The 14,152-nt window shown below is 71.6% G+C and carries 13 protein-coding genes and 2 pseudogenes; 8 read left to right on the top strand and 7 right to left on the bottom strand.

Annotation, left to right across the window (positions count from 1 at the left end):
* Window positions 1-30: 30 nt before the first annotated feature.
* Both ACFVW8_RS14890 and ACFVW8_RS14885 read right to left on the bottom strand, forming a co-directional pair.
* Window positions 31-441, bottom strand: coding sequence for a hypothetical protein (locus ACFVW8_RS14890; protein ID WP_389689827.1), 411 nt, complete (start codon window positions 439-441; stop codon window positions 31-33).
* Window positions 438-1,625, bottom strand: a complete 1,188-nt coding sequence (locus ACFVW8_RS14885) for an amidohydrolase/deacetylase family metallohydrolase (protein WP_389689825.1) — start codon at window positions 1,623-1,625, stop codon at window positions 438-440. The genes ACFVW8_RS14890 and ACFVW8_RS14885 overlap by 4 nt, the downstream gene beginning before the upstream one ends.
* A 134-nt stretch (window positions 1,626-1,759) precedes the next feature.
* Between ACFVW8_RS14885 and ACFVW8_RS14880 the strand changes: the two genes are divergently transcribed.
* Window positions 1,760-2,536 carry an IclR family transcriptional regulator gene (locus tag ACFVW8_RS14880; protein WP_389689823.1) on the top strand — a complete coding sequence of 259 codons (777 nt, stop codon included), beginning with the start codon at window positions 1,760-1,762 and terminating at the stop codon, window positions 2,534-2,536.
* A gap of 30 nt (window positions 2,537-2,566) precedes the next feature.
* Here the strand turns inward: ACFVW8_RS14880 and ACFVW8_RS14875 are convergent.
* Window positions 2,567-2,686 (bottom strand): annotated as a pseudogene (locus ACFVW8_RS14875) (IS5/IS1182 family transposase); the annotation flags it as partial.
* A gap of 510 nt (window positions 2,687-3,196) precedes the next feature.
* Between ACFVW8_RS14875 and ACFVW8_RS14870 the strand changes: the two are divergent.
* From ACFVW8_RS14870 to ACFVW8_RS14860, 3 genes and pseudogenes are all read left to right on the top strand, one after another.
* Window positions 3,197-3,385, top strand: a pseudogene (locus ACFVW8_RS14870) (dihydropyrimidinase); the annotation flags it as partial.
* A gap of 11 nt (window positions 3,386-3,396) precedes the next feature.
* On the top strand, window positions 3,397-4,398 hold the full coding sequence (locus tag ACFVW8_RS14865; protein ID WP_389689821.1) for a TIGR03842 family LLM class F420-dependent oxidoreductase: 1,002 nt from the start codon (window positions 3,397-3,399) through the stop codon (window positions 4,396-4,398).
* A 65-nt stretch (window positions 4,399-4,463) separates the two neighbouring features.
* A complete protein-coding gene (locus ACFVW8_RS14860; protein WP_389689819.1) occupies window positions 4,464-6,014 on the top strand; it encodes an NCS1 family nucleobase:cation symporter-1 in 1,551 nt (516 codons plus the stop codon).
* On the opposite strand, the gene ACFVW8_RS14855 is transcribed toward ACFVW8_RS14860, so the two are convergent.
* Complete coding sequence (locus ACFVW8_RS14855; RefSeq protein WP_389689817.1) at window positions 5,977-6,750, bottom strand: hypothetical protein; 774 nt, start codon at window positions 6,748-6,750, stop codon at window positions 5,977-5,979. The genes ACFVW8_RS14860 and ACFVW8_RS14855 overlap by 38 nt on opposite strands.
* Before the next feature lie 200 nt (window positions 6,751-6,950).
* Between ACFVW8_RS14855 and ACFVW8_RS14850 the strand changes: the two genes are divergently transcribed.
* Window positions 6,951-7,313: a hypothetical protein gene (locus tag ACFVW8_RS14850; protein ID WP_389689815.1), complete on the top strand. Its 363-nt coding sequence runs from the start codon at window positions 6,951-6,953 to the stop codon at window positions 7,311-7,313.
* 190 nt (window positions 7,314-7,503) lie between these two features.
* Complete coding sequence (locus tag ACFVW8_RS14845; RefSeq protein WP_389689814.1) at window positions 7,504-8,955, top strand: amidase; 1,452 nt, start codon at window positions 7,504-7,506, stop codon at window positions 8,953-8,955.
* 3 nt (window positions 8,956-8,958) lie between these two features.
* On the opposite strand, the gene ACFVW8_RS14840 is transcribed toward ACFVW8_RS14845, so the two are convergent.
* Together ACFVW8_RS14840 and ACFVW8_RS14835 are read right to left on the bottom strand one after the other, a co-directional pair.
* Complete coding sequence (locus ACFVW8_RS14840) at window positions 8,959-9,768, bottom strand: class I SAM-dependent methyltransferase (protein WP_389689812.1); 810 nt, start codon at window positions 9,766-9,768, stop codon at window positions 8,959-8,961.
* On the bottom strand, window positions 9,765-10,748 hold the full coding sequence (locus tag ACFVW8_RS14835; protein WP_389689810.1) for a carboxymuconolactone decarboxylase family protein: 984 nt from the start codon (window positions 10,746-10,748) through the stop codon (window positions 9,765-9,767). The genes ACFVW8_RS14840 and ACFVW8_RS14835 overlap by 4 nt, the downstream gene beginning before the upstream one ends.
* 168 nt (window positions 10,749-10,916) lie before the next feature.
* Between ACFVW8_RS14835 and ACFVW8_RS14830 the strand changes: the two genes are divergently transcribed.
* The gene (locus tag ACFVW8_RS14830; RefSeq protein WP_389689808.1) at window positions 10,917-12,065 is read left to right on the top strand and encodes a sensor histidine kinase; all 1,149 of its coding nucleotides are present in this window, start codon (window positions 10,917-10,919) and stop codon (window positions 12,063-12,065) included.
* Window positions 12,062-12,745 (top strand): response regulator, encoded by a 684-nt coding sequence (locus ACFVW8_RS14825; protein WP_389689806.1) that lies wholly within the window; start codon window positions 12,062-12,064, stop codon window positions 12,743-12,745. Before ACFVW8_RS14830 ends, ACFVW8_RS14825 begins: the two co-directional genes overlap by 4 nt.
* A gap of 27 nt (window positions 12,746-12,772) precedes the next feature.
* Here the strand turns inward: ACFVW8_RS14825 and ACFVW8_RS14820 are convergent, their stop codons facing one another.
* Window positions 12,773-13,837 carry a biotin/lipoate A/B protein ligase family protein gene (locus ACFVW8_RS14820; protein WP_389689804.1) on the bottom strand — a complete coding sequence of 355 codons (1,065 nt, stop codon included), beginning with the start codon at window positions 13,835-13,837 and terminating at the stop codon, window positions 12,773-12,775.
* Window positions 13,838-14,152 lie beyond the last annotated feature (315 nt).

The raw sequence follows: 14,152 nt of genomic DNA, 5'->3' as shown, positions 1-14,152 counted from the left end.
GGTAGGCGGTTTACCGCTGTCTGTGAGCGTTCAGACGCCGTGACCGGGACCCGGCGATTCTTCCTGGAGGGCCGCCTCGAAGTGCAGCGTGAGGAGCAGCACCTCGGTGTCGTTGACGGTGTGCGCGCGATCGGCGCAGTAGGCGTCGAGCAACTTCCCCACGCCTGCGAACAGTTCCGCACCGACCTCGTCGTAGAGGGCTCGGTCGAGCTCCGGCGGATACTCGTGGGCGCGTACCCGCCGCACGAAGGCGAGGCCGTGCGCCGCCAGGGCCAGCCGGCGGACGTGGTTCATCGTGATGCCCCGGTCGCAGGCGAAGCGGTCGGCGACGGTGAGGAAGCCTTCCGCGTCGGTGGCATCGGGTTCGCCGATGTGCGTGTCCTCGGCCAGCAGTGTGAGCAGCCTGCGTGGATGAGTGGAGTCCGGGGGTATGGCGGTCATGCGGTGGCCTTTCGGATGTCATGGACGACGCCGGCCCGTACCGCGGCCACCGGTGTGAGCAGCCACTCGGACGTCCGCGTGATGCCCTCGGCGTCCACGAGGCCGACAGCGCCTTCGGCCCGGTCCAGGAGGGTGATGTCGGCGACCGACCCGTCCTGAAGGGTTCCCAGTTCCCCGGCGAGGCCGATGGACTCGGCGGCGGCCGACGTGGCGGCCCGTACGGTCTCGTTGAGGGTGAGGCCCACGGCGAGCAGCTTGGTCATGGTGGTGGTGAGGCTGTGTACCGGGCCGGCGATGTTCTGCCGGTGGATATCGGTGCTGATGGTGTGCGGCGTGATCCCGGCCGCGAGTGCGCGTTCCATGGTTTCGAAGGCGAAGCTGGCACTACCGTGTCCGACATCGAAGCGGACCCCGCGTCCGAGAGCCGCCGGCGCCTGCGGGATGGGCCCTTCCCCGGCGACCGGGAAGAGCCCGCCGGTCTTTCCGTGGAAGGCGTGCGTGACGACGTCGCCCGCTTCGAGCAGGTCGAGCACATCACCGAGTGCGGGGGGAGCGTTGCCGACATGGACCATGACGGGGAAGGGCCGGCCCGTGGCGGCCGTGATCTCGGCGGTGACCCGCTTGGCCGCGCGCAGTGGTTCCAAGCCGTTGTCGCCCAGTACCGAGCGGCTCATCCGCACCTTCACGCCGCGGATGGTCCGCGGGTTGCCCAGAATCGTCTCCACCGTCGCGGCATGCCGGATGTCGTCGTCTCCGGCGAGTTCCCGGGTGCCCTTGGTCAGGCCGTGGCGCGAGATGTTCAGCCAGCTCAGGACACGGGTTCCGCTGGGCGCGACAACGGTTTCGGTGAAGTCGGCGAAGGAGTCGGATCCGGCGCTGCCGGCGTCCACGAGGGTGGTGACGCCCGATGCGAGGCCTACCGCGTCGACCCCCGTGCCCATGCGGGTCCGGCCGTCGTAGATGTGTGTGTGGAGGTCGATGAGTCCCGGTGCGACCAACAGCCCCCGGGCATCGAGGAATCTCGCTGCACGGCTGTCGGCGCTGCCGGGAGCCACGACGGCCTCGATCCGGCCGTCGCGGACGGCGACATCGCCGGCGACGGGCACGGACTGTCCGGGATCGACCAGGAGACCACCACCGATCACCAGGTCGTACGGGTTCAGCTCATCGTCAGATGCGGACATGAACAACCACCTCGCGCTTGGCACTTGGGGGCCCGTCGAGCGACCGGACACCCCTCATCCGCGTTCCGTACGATAGATTGTCGTTCCGGATGGCGGACCCGAGTGACGTTAGCTGAGAGGCAACCGGAGAGACAATGGATACCGACGAGGCAGTTTCCGGGACACGTGTCGCGGGGGGAGCGGGCAACTCCGTAGCGAAGACGCTGCGCGTGCTGGACGCGCTGGCACATCCGGATACGCCGCATCGGCTCGGAGAGATCGGCGAGCGCTCAGGAGTCTCCAAGGCGAGTGCTCATCGCATCCTCGGCACACTGATCGAGGAGGGCTACGCCACGACGGAAGGCGAAGGCCGCTACGGCATCGGCGTCCGGCTGCAGGCGATGGCCGCGCGCGTGCTGTCCGAGGACTCCGTCGGTATCGGGGCAGTGCTCCGGACGTTGCAGCAACGACTGGGCCAGACCGTTCATCTCGCGGTCCTCAACGGTGACCATGCGATCTACACCCACAAGGTCGACCCCGACCGGGCCTACCGCATCACGACCGAGGTCGGCATGCGCCTGCCCCTGCACGCGACCGCCGCCGGCCTGGCCCTGCTGTCCCATTTGCCGGAGCCGGAAGCGGCCGCCCTGTTGGACGCCACCGCGCTGACCGCTCATACGCCGAAGACGGTGACCGGCAGGCGGACGCTGGAGAAGAGACTGACGTCGGCGCGCAAGGACGGTTACGCGACCGACTACGAGGAGCACGAGCAGGCGATCTGTTCGCTGGCTGCTCCGGTACTCGACGCAGAGGGATACCCGGTGGGCGCCGTCTCGGTCTCCGCACTCGCCTTCCTGGTCAGCCCGGAGGAGCTGCGAGCCTTCGCGCCCGAGGTGCAGTTGGCCGCATCCGACGTGGCCAAACGTCTCTGAGGGGCTGCTGGGGTGGCCCCGGGCCGGGGCGAACCGCCGGCAGAACGTCTGCCGGGCCGGCCCGGACACCGGCGGGAGCTGCCGCCACGTACAACCCGAGGTGGCTACGGAGATGACCGCGGCCGGCACCTCACGGTCACCGGCCCGACGCCTTGTCAGTCAGCAGCGCTCGGTGCCGCCGGCGCTCGCGGACGATCGGCGGGCGCGGGTGGAGGGCCCCTTCCCAAAGCCGAGAAAGCAGTCCAGAATCGTCCCCCGCGACTCGCGTTCGAGGCGGCGTTGCACAAGGTTCGGCGCGGACTCATATGGAAGGATCTGCCGAGGCACGTCACCCAAGGGCAACGCCCCGGAGCCTCTGCCAGCGTGCGCTTGAGTACCTGAAGACCGGTGTTCGGGAGAGGGCGGTATGCGAGCTGGGCGACTACGAAGGCACACCGGTTCCGCCCCTGTACGGGCCGCCCGGTCCTCACATCACCGGCACCTTCGACCCGTGCCTGACCGATCCGGTCAAGGGCCGTGGACCGGGCGCGGTCACCACCGCACGGGATGGCGCGCCCCCACACGTTTCGAGCTGTTCATGGCCTGCCCCGGTGTCTTCCACAGCGACGACGGCCAGATCCTTCGGGCCATGCAGCGCTCCGGCGGGGCCTGCGGAACAACGAGCCCGTGTCCGCCGAGACGCACCACATGAACGTCGACCACTCGGCGTACGAGGGGAAGCGGCGGCTCACCGGTCAGGTGGCGTCCGTGCTCTCGCGCGGCGAGGTCGTCATCGACCGCCGTACGTTCACCGGCCGTGCCGGACACGGCATGTACACCCCGCGCGCCACCTTTCAGTACGTGGACTAGGAGCACCTGCCATGGACTTCGGACTCGTCCTGCAGACGGACCCGCCCGCCTCGGCCGTCGTCGGCCTGATGCGCCGCGCCGAACGCAACGGCTTCCGCTACGGCTGGACCTTCGACTCGGCCGTGCTCTGGCAGGAGCCCTTCGTCATCTACAGCCGCATCCTCGAACACACCGAACGCCTCGTGGTCGGCCCGATGGTCACCAACCCGTCCACCCGCACCTGGGAGGTCACCGCCTCCACGTTCGCCACGCTCAACGACATGTACGGAAACCGGACGGTCTGCGGCATCGGCCGCGGCGACTCGGCGATGCGGGTGGCCGGCCGCCGCCCCAACACCCTGGCCCGGCTCGGCGAGGCCATCGACGCCATCCGCGACCTCGCCGAGGGGCGGGAAGCGGTCATCGACGGACAGCCCGTCCAGATCCCCTGGATCAAGGACGGACGGCTGCCCGTCTGGATGGGTGCGTACGGTCCCAAGGCCCTCGCGCTCGCCGGGCAGAAGGCCGACGGCTTCATCCTCCAGCTCGCCGATCCCTTCCTCACCGAATGGATGATCAAGACGGTGCGGGACGCGGCGGCCGAGGCGGGCCGCGACCCGGACTCCGTGACCATCTGCGTCGCGGCTCCCGCCTACGTGGGCGACGACCTCGACCACGCCCGCGAGCAGTGCCGATGGTTCGGCGGCATGGTCGGCAACCATGTCGCCGACCTGGTCACCCGGTACGGCGAGCACTCCGGCCTCGTCCCCGAGGCCCTGACCGCATACATTGCCGGACGCTCCGGCTACGACTACAGCCACCACGGCCGGGCCGGGAACCCCGACACGACCTTCGTCCCGGACGAGATCGTCGACCGGTTCTGCCTGCTGGGGCCGCCCGAGGCGCATATCGAGAAGCTCCGGGCCCTGCGCGACCTGGGCGTCGACCAGTTCGCCGTCTACAACATGCACGACGCCCGCGAGGCGACCATCGACGCCTACGGCGCCGAGATCATCCCCGCACTCTCCAACTGAGCCACACCCCACACCCCGCGCCCCGCCCCGCACGGCACCGATTCCGAGCGAAGGGTCCAGCCGCCATGACATCGACCGTCCCACCGCCACCACCGCAGGACCGGATACCCGCGGTCCCGGACCGCGTCGGACTCGCCCCGGGTGCCGTCCCCACCGACAACCGGTTCGTCAACGAGGACCTGCTGCCCGTCCCGCTGGAGCGGCGCAACTGGACCACGTACAACTTCACCGCGCTCTGGGTCGGCATGGCCCACAACATCCCCTCCTGGCTGCTCGCCTCCGGCCTCGTCGCCCTGGGCATGGACTGGAAACAGGCCGTCTTCACGATCGCGCTCGCCAACCTGATCGTCCTCGGGCCGATGCTGCTCACCGGGCACGCCGGACCCAAGTACGGCATCCCCTTCCCGGTCCTGGCCCGTGCCTCGTTCGGGCTGCGCGGCGCCAACCTGCCCGCGCTCATCCGGGCCGCGGTGGCGTGTGCCTGGTTCGGCATCCAGACCTGGATCGGCGGCGTCGGCATCTTCACCCTGCTCGGGAAGATGTTCGGCGGCTGGGCGAAGGCCGAGGAGATCGGCGGACAGCCATGGACGCTCTGGGTCTGCTTCGTCGTGTTCTGGGCGGTCGAACTCGCCATCATCTACCGGGGGATGGACGCCCTGCGCCGGTTCGAGAACTGGGCGGCGCCCTTCGTCATCGTCGGCGCGGTGGTGCTGCTGGTCTGGGTCGCGGTCAAGGCCGGTGGCTTCGGCCCGCTGCTCGACCAGCCCTCGAAGCTCGGCTGGGGCAAGGACTTCTGGCCGGTATTCTTCCCCTCCCTGATGGGCATGATCGCCTTCTGGGCCACGCTCTCCCTGAACATCCCCGACTTCACCCGTTTCGGAGCCGGCCAACGCGCCCAGATCCGGGGCCAGTCGTTCGGGCTGCCCACCACGATGACACTCTTCGCGCTGCTCTCGGTGCTGGTGACCTCCGGCTCGCAGGCGGTGTACGGCGAGGCGATCTGGGACCCGGTCCAGCTGGTCGCCAGGACCGACAACGTCTTCGGGCTGCTCTACGCCCTGGTGACGGTGCTGGTCGCGACGATCTCCGTGAACATCGCGGCGAACGTCGTGTCACCCGCGTACGACCTGGCGAACCTCGCGCCGAAGTTCATCAACTTCCGTACCGGCGCGCTGGTCACCGGCGTCGTCGGGGTGCTGGTGATGCCGTGGAAGCTCACCGAGACGCCCGAGCTGTACATCTACACCTGGCTCGGTCTCGTCGGCGGGCTGCTCGGTACGGTCGCCGGCATCCTGATCGCCGACTACTGGATCGTCCGGCGCACCGTGCTCGACCTGTCCGACCTCTACCGGCCCGGCGGGCGCTACTGGTATACGAACGGCTGGAACTGGCGGGCCGTCGCCGCGTTCGCCGTCGGCGGCGTCCTGGCGATCGGCGGTTCGCACTCCGAGCCCGGAAAGGGGCCGTTCCCGGCGGACGGACTGATTCCGTTCCTGCGGCCGCTCGCCGACTACGGGTGGGCGGTCGGACTGGCCGCGTCGCTGGTGCTGTACGTGGTGCTCACCGGCCGGCCGGGCGTCACACCGTCCCCGTCGAGCGGCCCAGCAGGGCGTTGATGTCGAACGTGTCGTCCGGCGGCGGCGTGGACGTGGGCACCGGCTTGTCGAAGGCGGAGAAGTCCACGGTCGCGTCCGCGCCGCCGCCCTGAACGGTGAGCCGCAGGGGATACGGCTTGCCCGTGGCGGCCACGTAAAGCCGCAGCGTCGTCTCGCCGCGCATCCTGGTCAGCGGTACGACGGGTGCCTTGCCGAGTGTGGTCCTCGCGGCCTTGTTGAGCGTGCCGTGGTCGTTGTCGGCGTTGTCGCTGACCAGCTTCTGGAAGGTGTCGAGATCGCAGGCCTTCGTCAGCGTGAGCAGCCGGGGGTCGTCGGCCGAGGCCTTCATGTAGCGGCCGTTCAGGATCGCGGCGAAGGCCTGGCCGCCGTCGGGGACCTGGTTCTTCCAGAAGTCCGCGTCCGGTTTGATCCAGACCTCGTCGCCGCGCTTGACGATCCGCACGGAGCCCTGGCTGTTGCCGAGGTCCACCGAGCCGGTGCAGTTGTCGTCGCGGTCCAGGGTGAGGTCCACGGACATCGGAGTGCGGCCCCTGCCGAGATCCCCCTTCGTCCGCAGGTGCATGGAGTGCGCGCCGAGCAGGGCGTCACGGGAGCGGTCGGCGATCTGCTGGGCGGTGAGCGTGTCGATGTCCTCCGCGTGCGCCACGCCGCCGCCGACGAGGCCGCTTCCGGTGACGGAGAGCACGATCGCCGCTGCCCATGCGGCCGGGCGTGCGCCCAGGTGGGGACCGGTCACGTCGCCTCCTCGAAAGGTCCTGGCGGGGCTGTTCTGGTCCGCGGTCGGATCTTTCGAGCGTACGCCGGGGCAGGGACGGCCGCCCGGCGGAGGGATCACCACCCGAACGCGCACCCAGCGTGACGAAGCGCGGGATTTTCGGTTAGTGGGGCGGGTGTGCGGTTGACGGCGCACCGATTCGTCACGACCGAGAGGGAATCATGAAGAAGTCCATGCGGAGTCTGTCCGGGAGCGTCCTGCGGGGCGCCGCCGTCGCGGGGCTGACCGCGGCGTTCGCGGTCGCCACCGGACTGGCCACGGCAGCCTCGGCCGCCGCCCCGACCGCGACGCCTCCGGGGCTCTCCTGCGATACCGGCAAGCACGCTGTCGACGACTACACCGGCTACGCGCTGTGCCGGAACAACGGTGGCGCGACGCAGACCTTCTGGGTGCACCTGGTCTGCGGCTGGTCCCCGGACGTCGACGGCGAACACGTCACGCTCAACCCGGGCCAGTCCGGGCAGTCGACCGCGCACTGTGCGGGCCTCGGCACCGGGATCGGCGAGATCACCGTCCAGCCGTAGGGGAATTCAGCCTGTCCGGCGATTGAGGACACAACCGTGGCCGGGGACAGGCCGCACCCTCGCGCGGGCGCCGGGGCCCGACACCCGTCGCCGAACGGTTGAGCGGGCCGCCTCCACTCGTTACCCTCCAGTAAGTTCGTTCGGGCGGACAGGTGCGCGCACCTGACGGTACGAGGGAGGCGGGCAGCACATGTCCTCAGCGGATTCCACCGGAACGGACGTGGCGGTACCGGCCGGACTGGCCGACAGCGTGCGGGCCCTGGCGGAGGGCGCCACCACCGCAACCGCGCTGGTCTCCGCCGCACTCGCCCGGATCGAGGCGAGCCAGGGCACCCTCAACGCCTTCCGCCACCTGCGGACCGAGGCCGCACTCGCCGAGGCCGCCGAGGCCGACCGCCGGCTGGCAGCGGGGGAGCGGCTGCCGCTGCTGGGCGTGCCCGTCGCGGTCAAGGACGACACCGATGTCGCCGGGATGCCCACCTACTTCGGCTGCGCCGGGGAGCGGCCATCCGCCGTCGCGGACAGCGAGGCCGTCCGCAGGCTGCGTGCTGCCGGGGCCGTGATCGTCGGGAAGACCAACGCCTGCGAACTCGGCCAGTGGCCGTTCACCGAGGGGCCGGCCTTTGGAGCCACCCGCAACCCGTGGAACACCGACCACACGCCCGGCGGTTCGTCCGGCGGTTCGGCGGCCGCCGTCGCCGCCGGCCTGGTGCCCGCCGCACTCGGGTCCGACGGCGCCGGCTCCGTCCGGATCCCGGCGGCCTGGACCCACCTCGTCGGCATCAAACCGCAGCGCGGCCGGATCTCCGTCCACCCGCAGAGCGACGCCTTCCAGGGCCTCACCGTCAACGGGCCGCTGGCCAGGACCGTCGCGGACGCCGCGCTCCTCCTGGACGCCGTCGCGGGGGCCCACCCCGACGACCCGCACCGCCCCCCGCCCGTCGGGGCCCGCGCCGCCGCCCGCCGCGATCCGGGCCGACTGCGCATCGCCGTCGCCTGGCGGCCCCCGCTCACGCTCACCCGGACCGCGCCCCACCCGGACGTACGACGTGCCGTCACGGAGCTCGCCGAGGCCCTGGCCGCGCTCGGCCACCACGTCGAGGAGGCCCGGCCCCGCTACGGGCTGATCGGCCTCGGCTTCGTGCCGCGCGCCACCGCGGGCATCGCCGAACTCGCCGCGCTGCACCCCGAGCCCGCGCTCCTCGACGCGCGCACCCGCAGCGCCCTGCGCACCGGCACCCGGCTCGGCGGCCGGGTCGTGCGGGCGGCCAGGGCGCGGGAGGTGCGCCAGCACCGGCGGATCGGCGCGCTGTTCCACCCCTCCCGCGGCCGGGCCGGATCGGGATTCGACGTGCTGCTCACCCCGACCACCGCCGTCCCGCCGCCCCGTATCGGCAGGTTCGACGGGCTGAGCGCCTGGCGCACCGACGTCGCGATGGCCGAGGCCTGCCCGTACGCCTGGCCCTGGAACGTACTGGGCTGGCCCGGGATCAACGTCCCGGCCGGGTTCACCCCCGACGGTCTCCCCGTCGGGGCCCAGCTGCTCGGCCCCTCCCGCAGCGAGGAGCGGCTGATCTCGCTGGCCGCCCAGTTGGAGGCCGGCCGGCGCTGGTACGAGCACCGTCCGCCGGCCGCGCCGTAGAGCTCACTCCGGGCGGTGGGCGGTGACCACCCACACGCCCGCGCGCAGCAGCACCCCGCGCGGTGTCTCGTGCGGCAGCAGCGCCCGGGTCATCGCCGCACGCGTGGCGTCGGAGACGGTGCGGCCGGGGGCGCGGGAGACGAAGAAGTCCACCGCGTCCGCGGCGTCCTTCCCCCAGACGGATTCGGCGCCCACGCCGGTCACCTCGATATCCGTGAAGCCGGCCGCACCCAGCACCTCGTGGATGCGGTCCGGCTCCGAGAGCGAGGCCATCGCGGTGGCCAGCGCGTTCTCCCGGGTGTGGTCCTCGCCCAGGAGCGAGGCCAGCAGACCGAGCGCCTTGGCCTCCTCGCCGTCCGCCCGGGCGGGCTGCGGGCACAGGAACACCAGCCGGCCGCCCGGACGCAGCGCGCCGGCGATGTTGGTGAAGGCGGCGACCGCGTCGGCGAAGAACATCACTCCGCCCCGGCTGATCGCCAGGTCGTACCCGGCGGGCTCGAACGGGCAGGTCTGCGCATCGGCCAGCCGGTAGCCGACAGCGGGGAGCCGCTCGGCACCGGTGAGCTCGCGGGCCCGTTCGAGGAGCGGCTCGGAGATGTCGACCCCGGTGACGCTGCCCTGCGGCGCCCGACGGGCGGCCATCCGGGTCGTGAGCCCGCTGCCGCAGCCGATGTCCAGCACCCGGTCCGACGCGCCGATCGCCGCCGCGTCGAACAGCGGGCCGTCGAAGGCCTCCAGCATCGTGTTGTAGCGGTCGGGGTGGGCGGCCCAGTGCTGTCCGACCGGCCCGTTCCATGCTTCGGCGACCTTCATGCGTGCTCCTTCGGCCGGGTGGTGAGGGTGGCTTCGACGCGCTCGACGGCGCAGATGGCACCGAACGCGATCAGATGGACCAGGCAGTGGTCGGTGAACGGCGGTGCCAGCCAGGCCGCCACGTCCTCGTCGGTGATCCGGTACGGGGCGCGCGCCGCGAGCAGGGCCAGCCGGGCGCCCGGCCGCTCCGCCCGGTCCGGCAGGGCCGCCCCGTGCGGCGGCAGTGGCGTGACGCCGTCCCAGGCCGCCACCGACTCCCGTACGAGCGCCGCGTCCCGGTCGTCGAGCAGTCCGGCGCCCAGCTCCGCCGCGGTGCGCAGCGCGCCGAACGCGGTGCCGACGGGGGTGCCCGCCGCCCAGGCCGGCGCCTCGCCCTCCGTTTCCAGGAGGGGCAGGCTCAGCCCCGGTTCCAGCTCCTGGCGCACGGTCCTGGCCAGGGTGCGGCCCGCCACGCTCCGTACGGCCCGCAGCCGCTGGAGGCCGCAGGGCAGCGTGCTCTCGGTCAGCAGCGAGGAGACGACGCGATTGATGAAGTGGAAGGCGAGCGCCGTCCCGATGTGCTCGGCGGCGGCGTCCGCGGGGAACGGCTGTGCCGTGCTCATGTCCTTTCCCCAGGCGAGCAGTTGCCGGTGGGCGGGGTCCCGGGGCTGCTCGCCGCGGGCGATCGTCTCGGCCAGCCGGTGGTCACCGGTGGCGTGCAGCAGCACGGTGTGCGCGTCCACGCAGAACGGGCAGCGGTTGGCGAGCGACACCCCGGCAGCCACCACCTCCTTGTCGGTCCGGGACACCCGGCCGGCCAGCAGGGACTCACGCACCAGGGCCCAGGTGCCCGTCAGCAGCGGAGGGGAGGCGGACAGCACGACGAAGGCCGAGGCACGCTCGATGCCGAAGTCCACTGCCAGCTGGGCGTACACGTCGGCGACCACTCCGGTCGCCGACTTCGAAGGAGCGGGTGAGGTGTAGCGGAAAGGTCCGGTCATGGGGACGATGCTCACCCGCGGACCCGCCCCCGGTCGTCGTACGCCCGGATGCAGTCGGCGCTGATCCGGACCGACTCCGGGCGGCGCGCACTACTGCCCGGGGAGTAGTGCCCGGCCGGTCCCTGCGGGCGATGCCGCCGCTGCCGTACCGGAGTTAGGGTGCGGCACATGAACGGGGACACGGGGAACACCGGCCGGCGCGCCCGCCTGCTGGACGCGCTGCTCGCCGTCGCGATCGGGGCGGCGGTCGTCCTCGCGGCCACGGCCGCGGCGGCGCCCGACGCCCTCGACCTGGTGCTCGTCGCGGCCGGTTCGCTCGCCCTCGCCGAGCACCGCCGGGCGCCCCGCACGGTACTCGTCGTCACCACGCTCGCCATGTCCGGATACGTGCTCCACGCGCAGCCGGGCAGCTGGGCGGCCTTCCCCGTGCTGGCCGCGGTGCACACCGCCGCCCGCAGCGGCCACCGTCTCTGGGGCGTCGCGGCGAGCGCCCTCTTCCTCACCGGCTACTTCACCGTCATGATGGCCGCCGCACCGGCCGCCGAGGACACCGTCGAACGCACCCTGCTGCTGCTCGGCTGGTTCCTCTGCGCCGGCGTCACCGGACTCATCGACAAGAACTGGCAGGCCTATCTCCGGCAGACCGAGCAGCGGGCACTCGACGCCGAACGCAGCCGCGACGAGACCGCGTTGCGCCGGGCGGGGGAGGAGCGGCTGCGGATCGCCCGCGAACTGCACGACTCGCTCACCCACTCCATCTCGATCGTCAAGCTCCAGGCCGGGGTCGCCGTGCACCTGGCCCGCAAGCGCGGCACCGAGGTGGAGCCCGCTCTGCTGGCCATCCAGGAGGCGAGCGGTGAGGCCATGCGTGAGCTGCGCGCCACCCTGGAGGTGCTGCGCACGGACGTGGTCGAGCCCGGCACCGGACTCGACCGGATCGGTGAACTGGCCGAACGGGCCCGCAGCGCGGGCATCGCGCTCTCGGTCGACATCAGCGGCGACGAGCGGCCGCTGCCGGTGGACGTGGACCGGGCGGCGTACCGCATCGTGCAGGAGGCCCTCACCAATGTGGCCCGGCACGCCGACCGGGCCCGTACGGTCGTCCGGCTCACCTACGGCGAAGGGTCCCTGACCGTGCACATCGACGACCACGGCCCCTGCGCCCCGGGCGACGCCGTCACCGCGGGCACCGGTCTCACCGGTATGCGTGAGCGCGTCACGGCGCTCGGCGGCACTCTGGACGCCGCACCGAGAGGAGCCGGAGGCTTCTCCGTACGGGCCGAACTTCCGCTGCGTACCGTCGGAACCACCGGATGAGCGAGCACGGCGGCCGTCCGCTCCGGGTGCTGATCGTCGACGACCAGGCCCTGATGCGGGCCGGCTTCCGGGCACTGCTCGACGCGGAGGACGGCATCGAGGTGATCGGCGAGGCCGCCGACGGCCGGGAAGGGCTGGAACTGGCCCGGCTGCACATCCCCGACATCGCGCTCGTCGACGTACAGATGCCCGTGATGACGGGGATCGAAGCCACCCGTGCGATCGCCGGGGACCCGCTGCTGCGCGGCGTCCACGTCGTGATCCTGACCAACTACGGCCTGGACGAGTACGTGTTCGAGGCGCTGCGTGCCGGCGCGGCGGGCTTCCTGCTCAAGGACACCGAGCCGGCCGAACTGCTCCAGGCCGTCCGCGTCGCGGCCCGCGGGGACGCGCTGCTCTCGCCCGCCATCACCCGCCGGCTGATCGGCGAGTTCGTCTCGCGGCCCCCCGACCGGACCACCGCACCCGGCTTCGAGACCCTGACCCGCCGCGAACGCGAGGTCAGCGCCCTGGCGGCACGCGGTCTGACGAACGAGGAGATCGCGGCGCACATGGTGGTCAGCCCGTTCACCGCCAAGACGCACATCAGCCGGGCCATGATCAAGCTGGGCGCCCGGGACCGGGCCCAACTCGTCGTGTTCGCCTACGAGTCGGGGCTCGTCACACCTCGTGAGCGTTGAGGTCACGCAGCGCGCCGACGGCCGGTCCTACGGAACCCGGGCGGTCCACTCCGCCGTGCCGAACTTGGTGCGGACGAGCTCCTCGGCGCGGTCCTGCTCCTCCTGGGTCACCTGGCCGACGGTGAGTCCGTGGCGGGTGCGGAACGACTCGATCATGTTGTCGATGACGGCCTGCCGGGGGAGACCTGTCTGCCGGCGGAGCGGGTCGACCCGCTTCTTGGCGCTCCTGGTCCCCTTGTCGGACAGCTTCTCCCGGCCGATCCGCAGGACGTCGAGCATCTTGTCCGCGTCGATGTCGTAGGACATCGTCACGTGGTGGAGCACCGCGCCCGGTCCGCCGTCGGGTCCCACGACACGCTTCTGTGCCGCCCCGGCGATCTTCCCGATATCGGTCGCGATGTCGTTGAGCGGCTGATACCAGGCCTTGATGCCCATGTCGCCGAGGGCTTCGAGCACCCAGTCGTCCAGGTAGGCGTAGCTGTCGGCGAAGGAGAGTCCGGAGACGAGGGAGTCGGGGACGGACAGGGAGTACGTGATGGTGTTGCCCGGCTCCACGAACATCGCCCCGCCGCCCGAGACACGTCGGACGACGCTCACCCCGAGGCGTGCGGCGGCCTCGGCATCGACCTCGTTGCGCAGGGACTGGAAGCTGCCGATGATGACGGCGGGCGAGGCCCACTCCCAGACCCGGAGCGTCGGCGGCCGCCGGCCGGCCGCGACCTGCGCGGTGATGACCTCGTCGAGGGCCATGTGCAGGGCGGGGGACTGCGGCTGCTCGTGGATGAGCTGCCAGTCGTAGTCGCTCCACTCGGTGGCGTGCGCCAGCGCCCGGCGCACGGCGACGGCGACACCCTCGGAGGTGAGGCCGAACATCACGGTCGCCGGGGGGAGCGCTGCGTCGATCCGGGCGGTGAGGTCCGCGGTGCCGGTGTTGGCCGGGGCCCCTTCCAGCGCCGCGTCGATCGCCTGGATCGCCTCGTCCGGTTCCAGGAAGAAGTCCCCGGCGACCCGCACGTTGCGCAGGGCGCCGCCCTCGACGTCCAGATCCACCACGACGAGCTTGCCGCCGGGGACCTTGTACTCGCCATGCACGGCTTCGTTCCCTTCCAGTGCGCGCTGTGGGTCCCGAGCCGGTTGCTCCGCCATTCGGATAGACGCGCACATACTTCGCATCGCACTGTAATGCTTGCTCGTGCCGAGCGGCTGCTGGGCCCCGGTACCGCTGGAGTGGCATTGGAAGTGCGACCGTCAGGCTTGTCATACGCCTGCGGGCCGAACAGGACCCGGCGTACAGCGGCTTGTCATACGTCGATCCGGGCCGGCCGTTCACGCATGCGCGGTTACAGCATCAGCGGGTAGGGCTGGGGATCCGGGCGAGCAGGACGCGGGTCTCTGTCACGACTCGGT

This window comes from Streptomyces sp. NPDC058221, assembly GCF_042882365.1.
Classification (GTDB): domain Bacteria; phylum Actinomycetota; class Actinomycetes; order Streptomycetales; family Streptomycetaceae; genus Streptomyces.
Note: the sequence above shows the minus strand (reverse complement) of the source record. Positions and strands in the feature narration are given on the sequence as shown.

Bases quoted from the DNA above. Each gene is read 5' to 3' on its own strand.
- ACFVW8_RS14890 (WP_389689827.1), bottom strand. From the start codon at position 441: ATGACCGCCATACCCCCGGACTCCACTCATCCACGCAGGCTGCTCACA.
- ACFVW8_RS14885 (WP_389689825.1), bottom strand. From the start codon at position 1,625: ATGTCCGCATCTGACGATGAGCTGAACCCGTACGACCTGGTGATCGGT.
- ACFVW8_RS14880 (WP_389689823.1), top strand. From the start codon at position 1,760: ATGGATACCGACGAGGCAGTTTCCGGGACACGTGTCGCGGGGGGAGCG.
- ACFVW8_RS14865 (WP_389689821.1), top strand. From the start codon at position 3,397: ATGGACTTCGGACTCGTCCTGCAGACGGACCCGCCCGCCTCGGCCGTC.
- ACFVW8_RS14860 (WP_389689819.1), top strand. From the start codon at position 4,464: ATGACATCGACCGTCCCACCGCCACCACCGCAGGACCGGATACCCGCG.
- ACFVW8_RS14850 (WP_389689815.1), top strand. From the start codon at position 6,951: ATGAAGAAGTCCATGCGGAGTCTGTCCGGGAGCGTCCTGCGGGGCGCC.
- ACFVW8_RS14845 (WP_389689814.1), top strand. From the start codon at position 7,504: ATGTCCTCAGCGGATTCCACCGGAACGGACGTGGCGGTACCGGCCGGA.
- ACFVW8_RS14840 (WP_389689812.1), bottom strand. From the start codon at position 9,768: ATGAAGGTCGCCGAAGCATGGAACGGGCCGGTCGGACAGCACTGGGCC.
- ACFVW8_RS14835 (WP_389689810.1), bottom strand. From the start codon at position 10,748: ATGACCGGACCTTTCCGCTACACCTCACCCGCTCCTTCGAAGTCGGCG.
- ACFVW8_RS14830 (WP_389689808.1), top strand. From the start codon at position 10,917: ATGAACGGGGACACGGGGAACACCGGCCGGCGCGCCCGCCTGCTGGAC.
- ACFVW8_RS14825 (WP_389689806.1), top strand. From the start codon at position 12,062: ATGAGCGAGCACGGCGGCCGTCCGCTCCGGGTGCTGATCGTCGACGAC.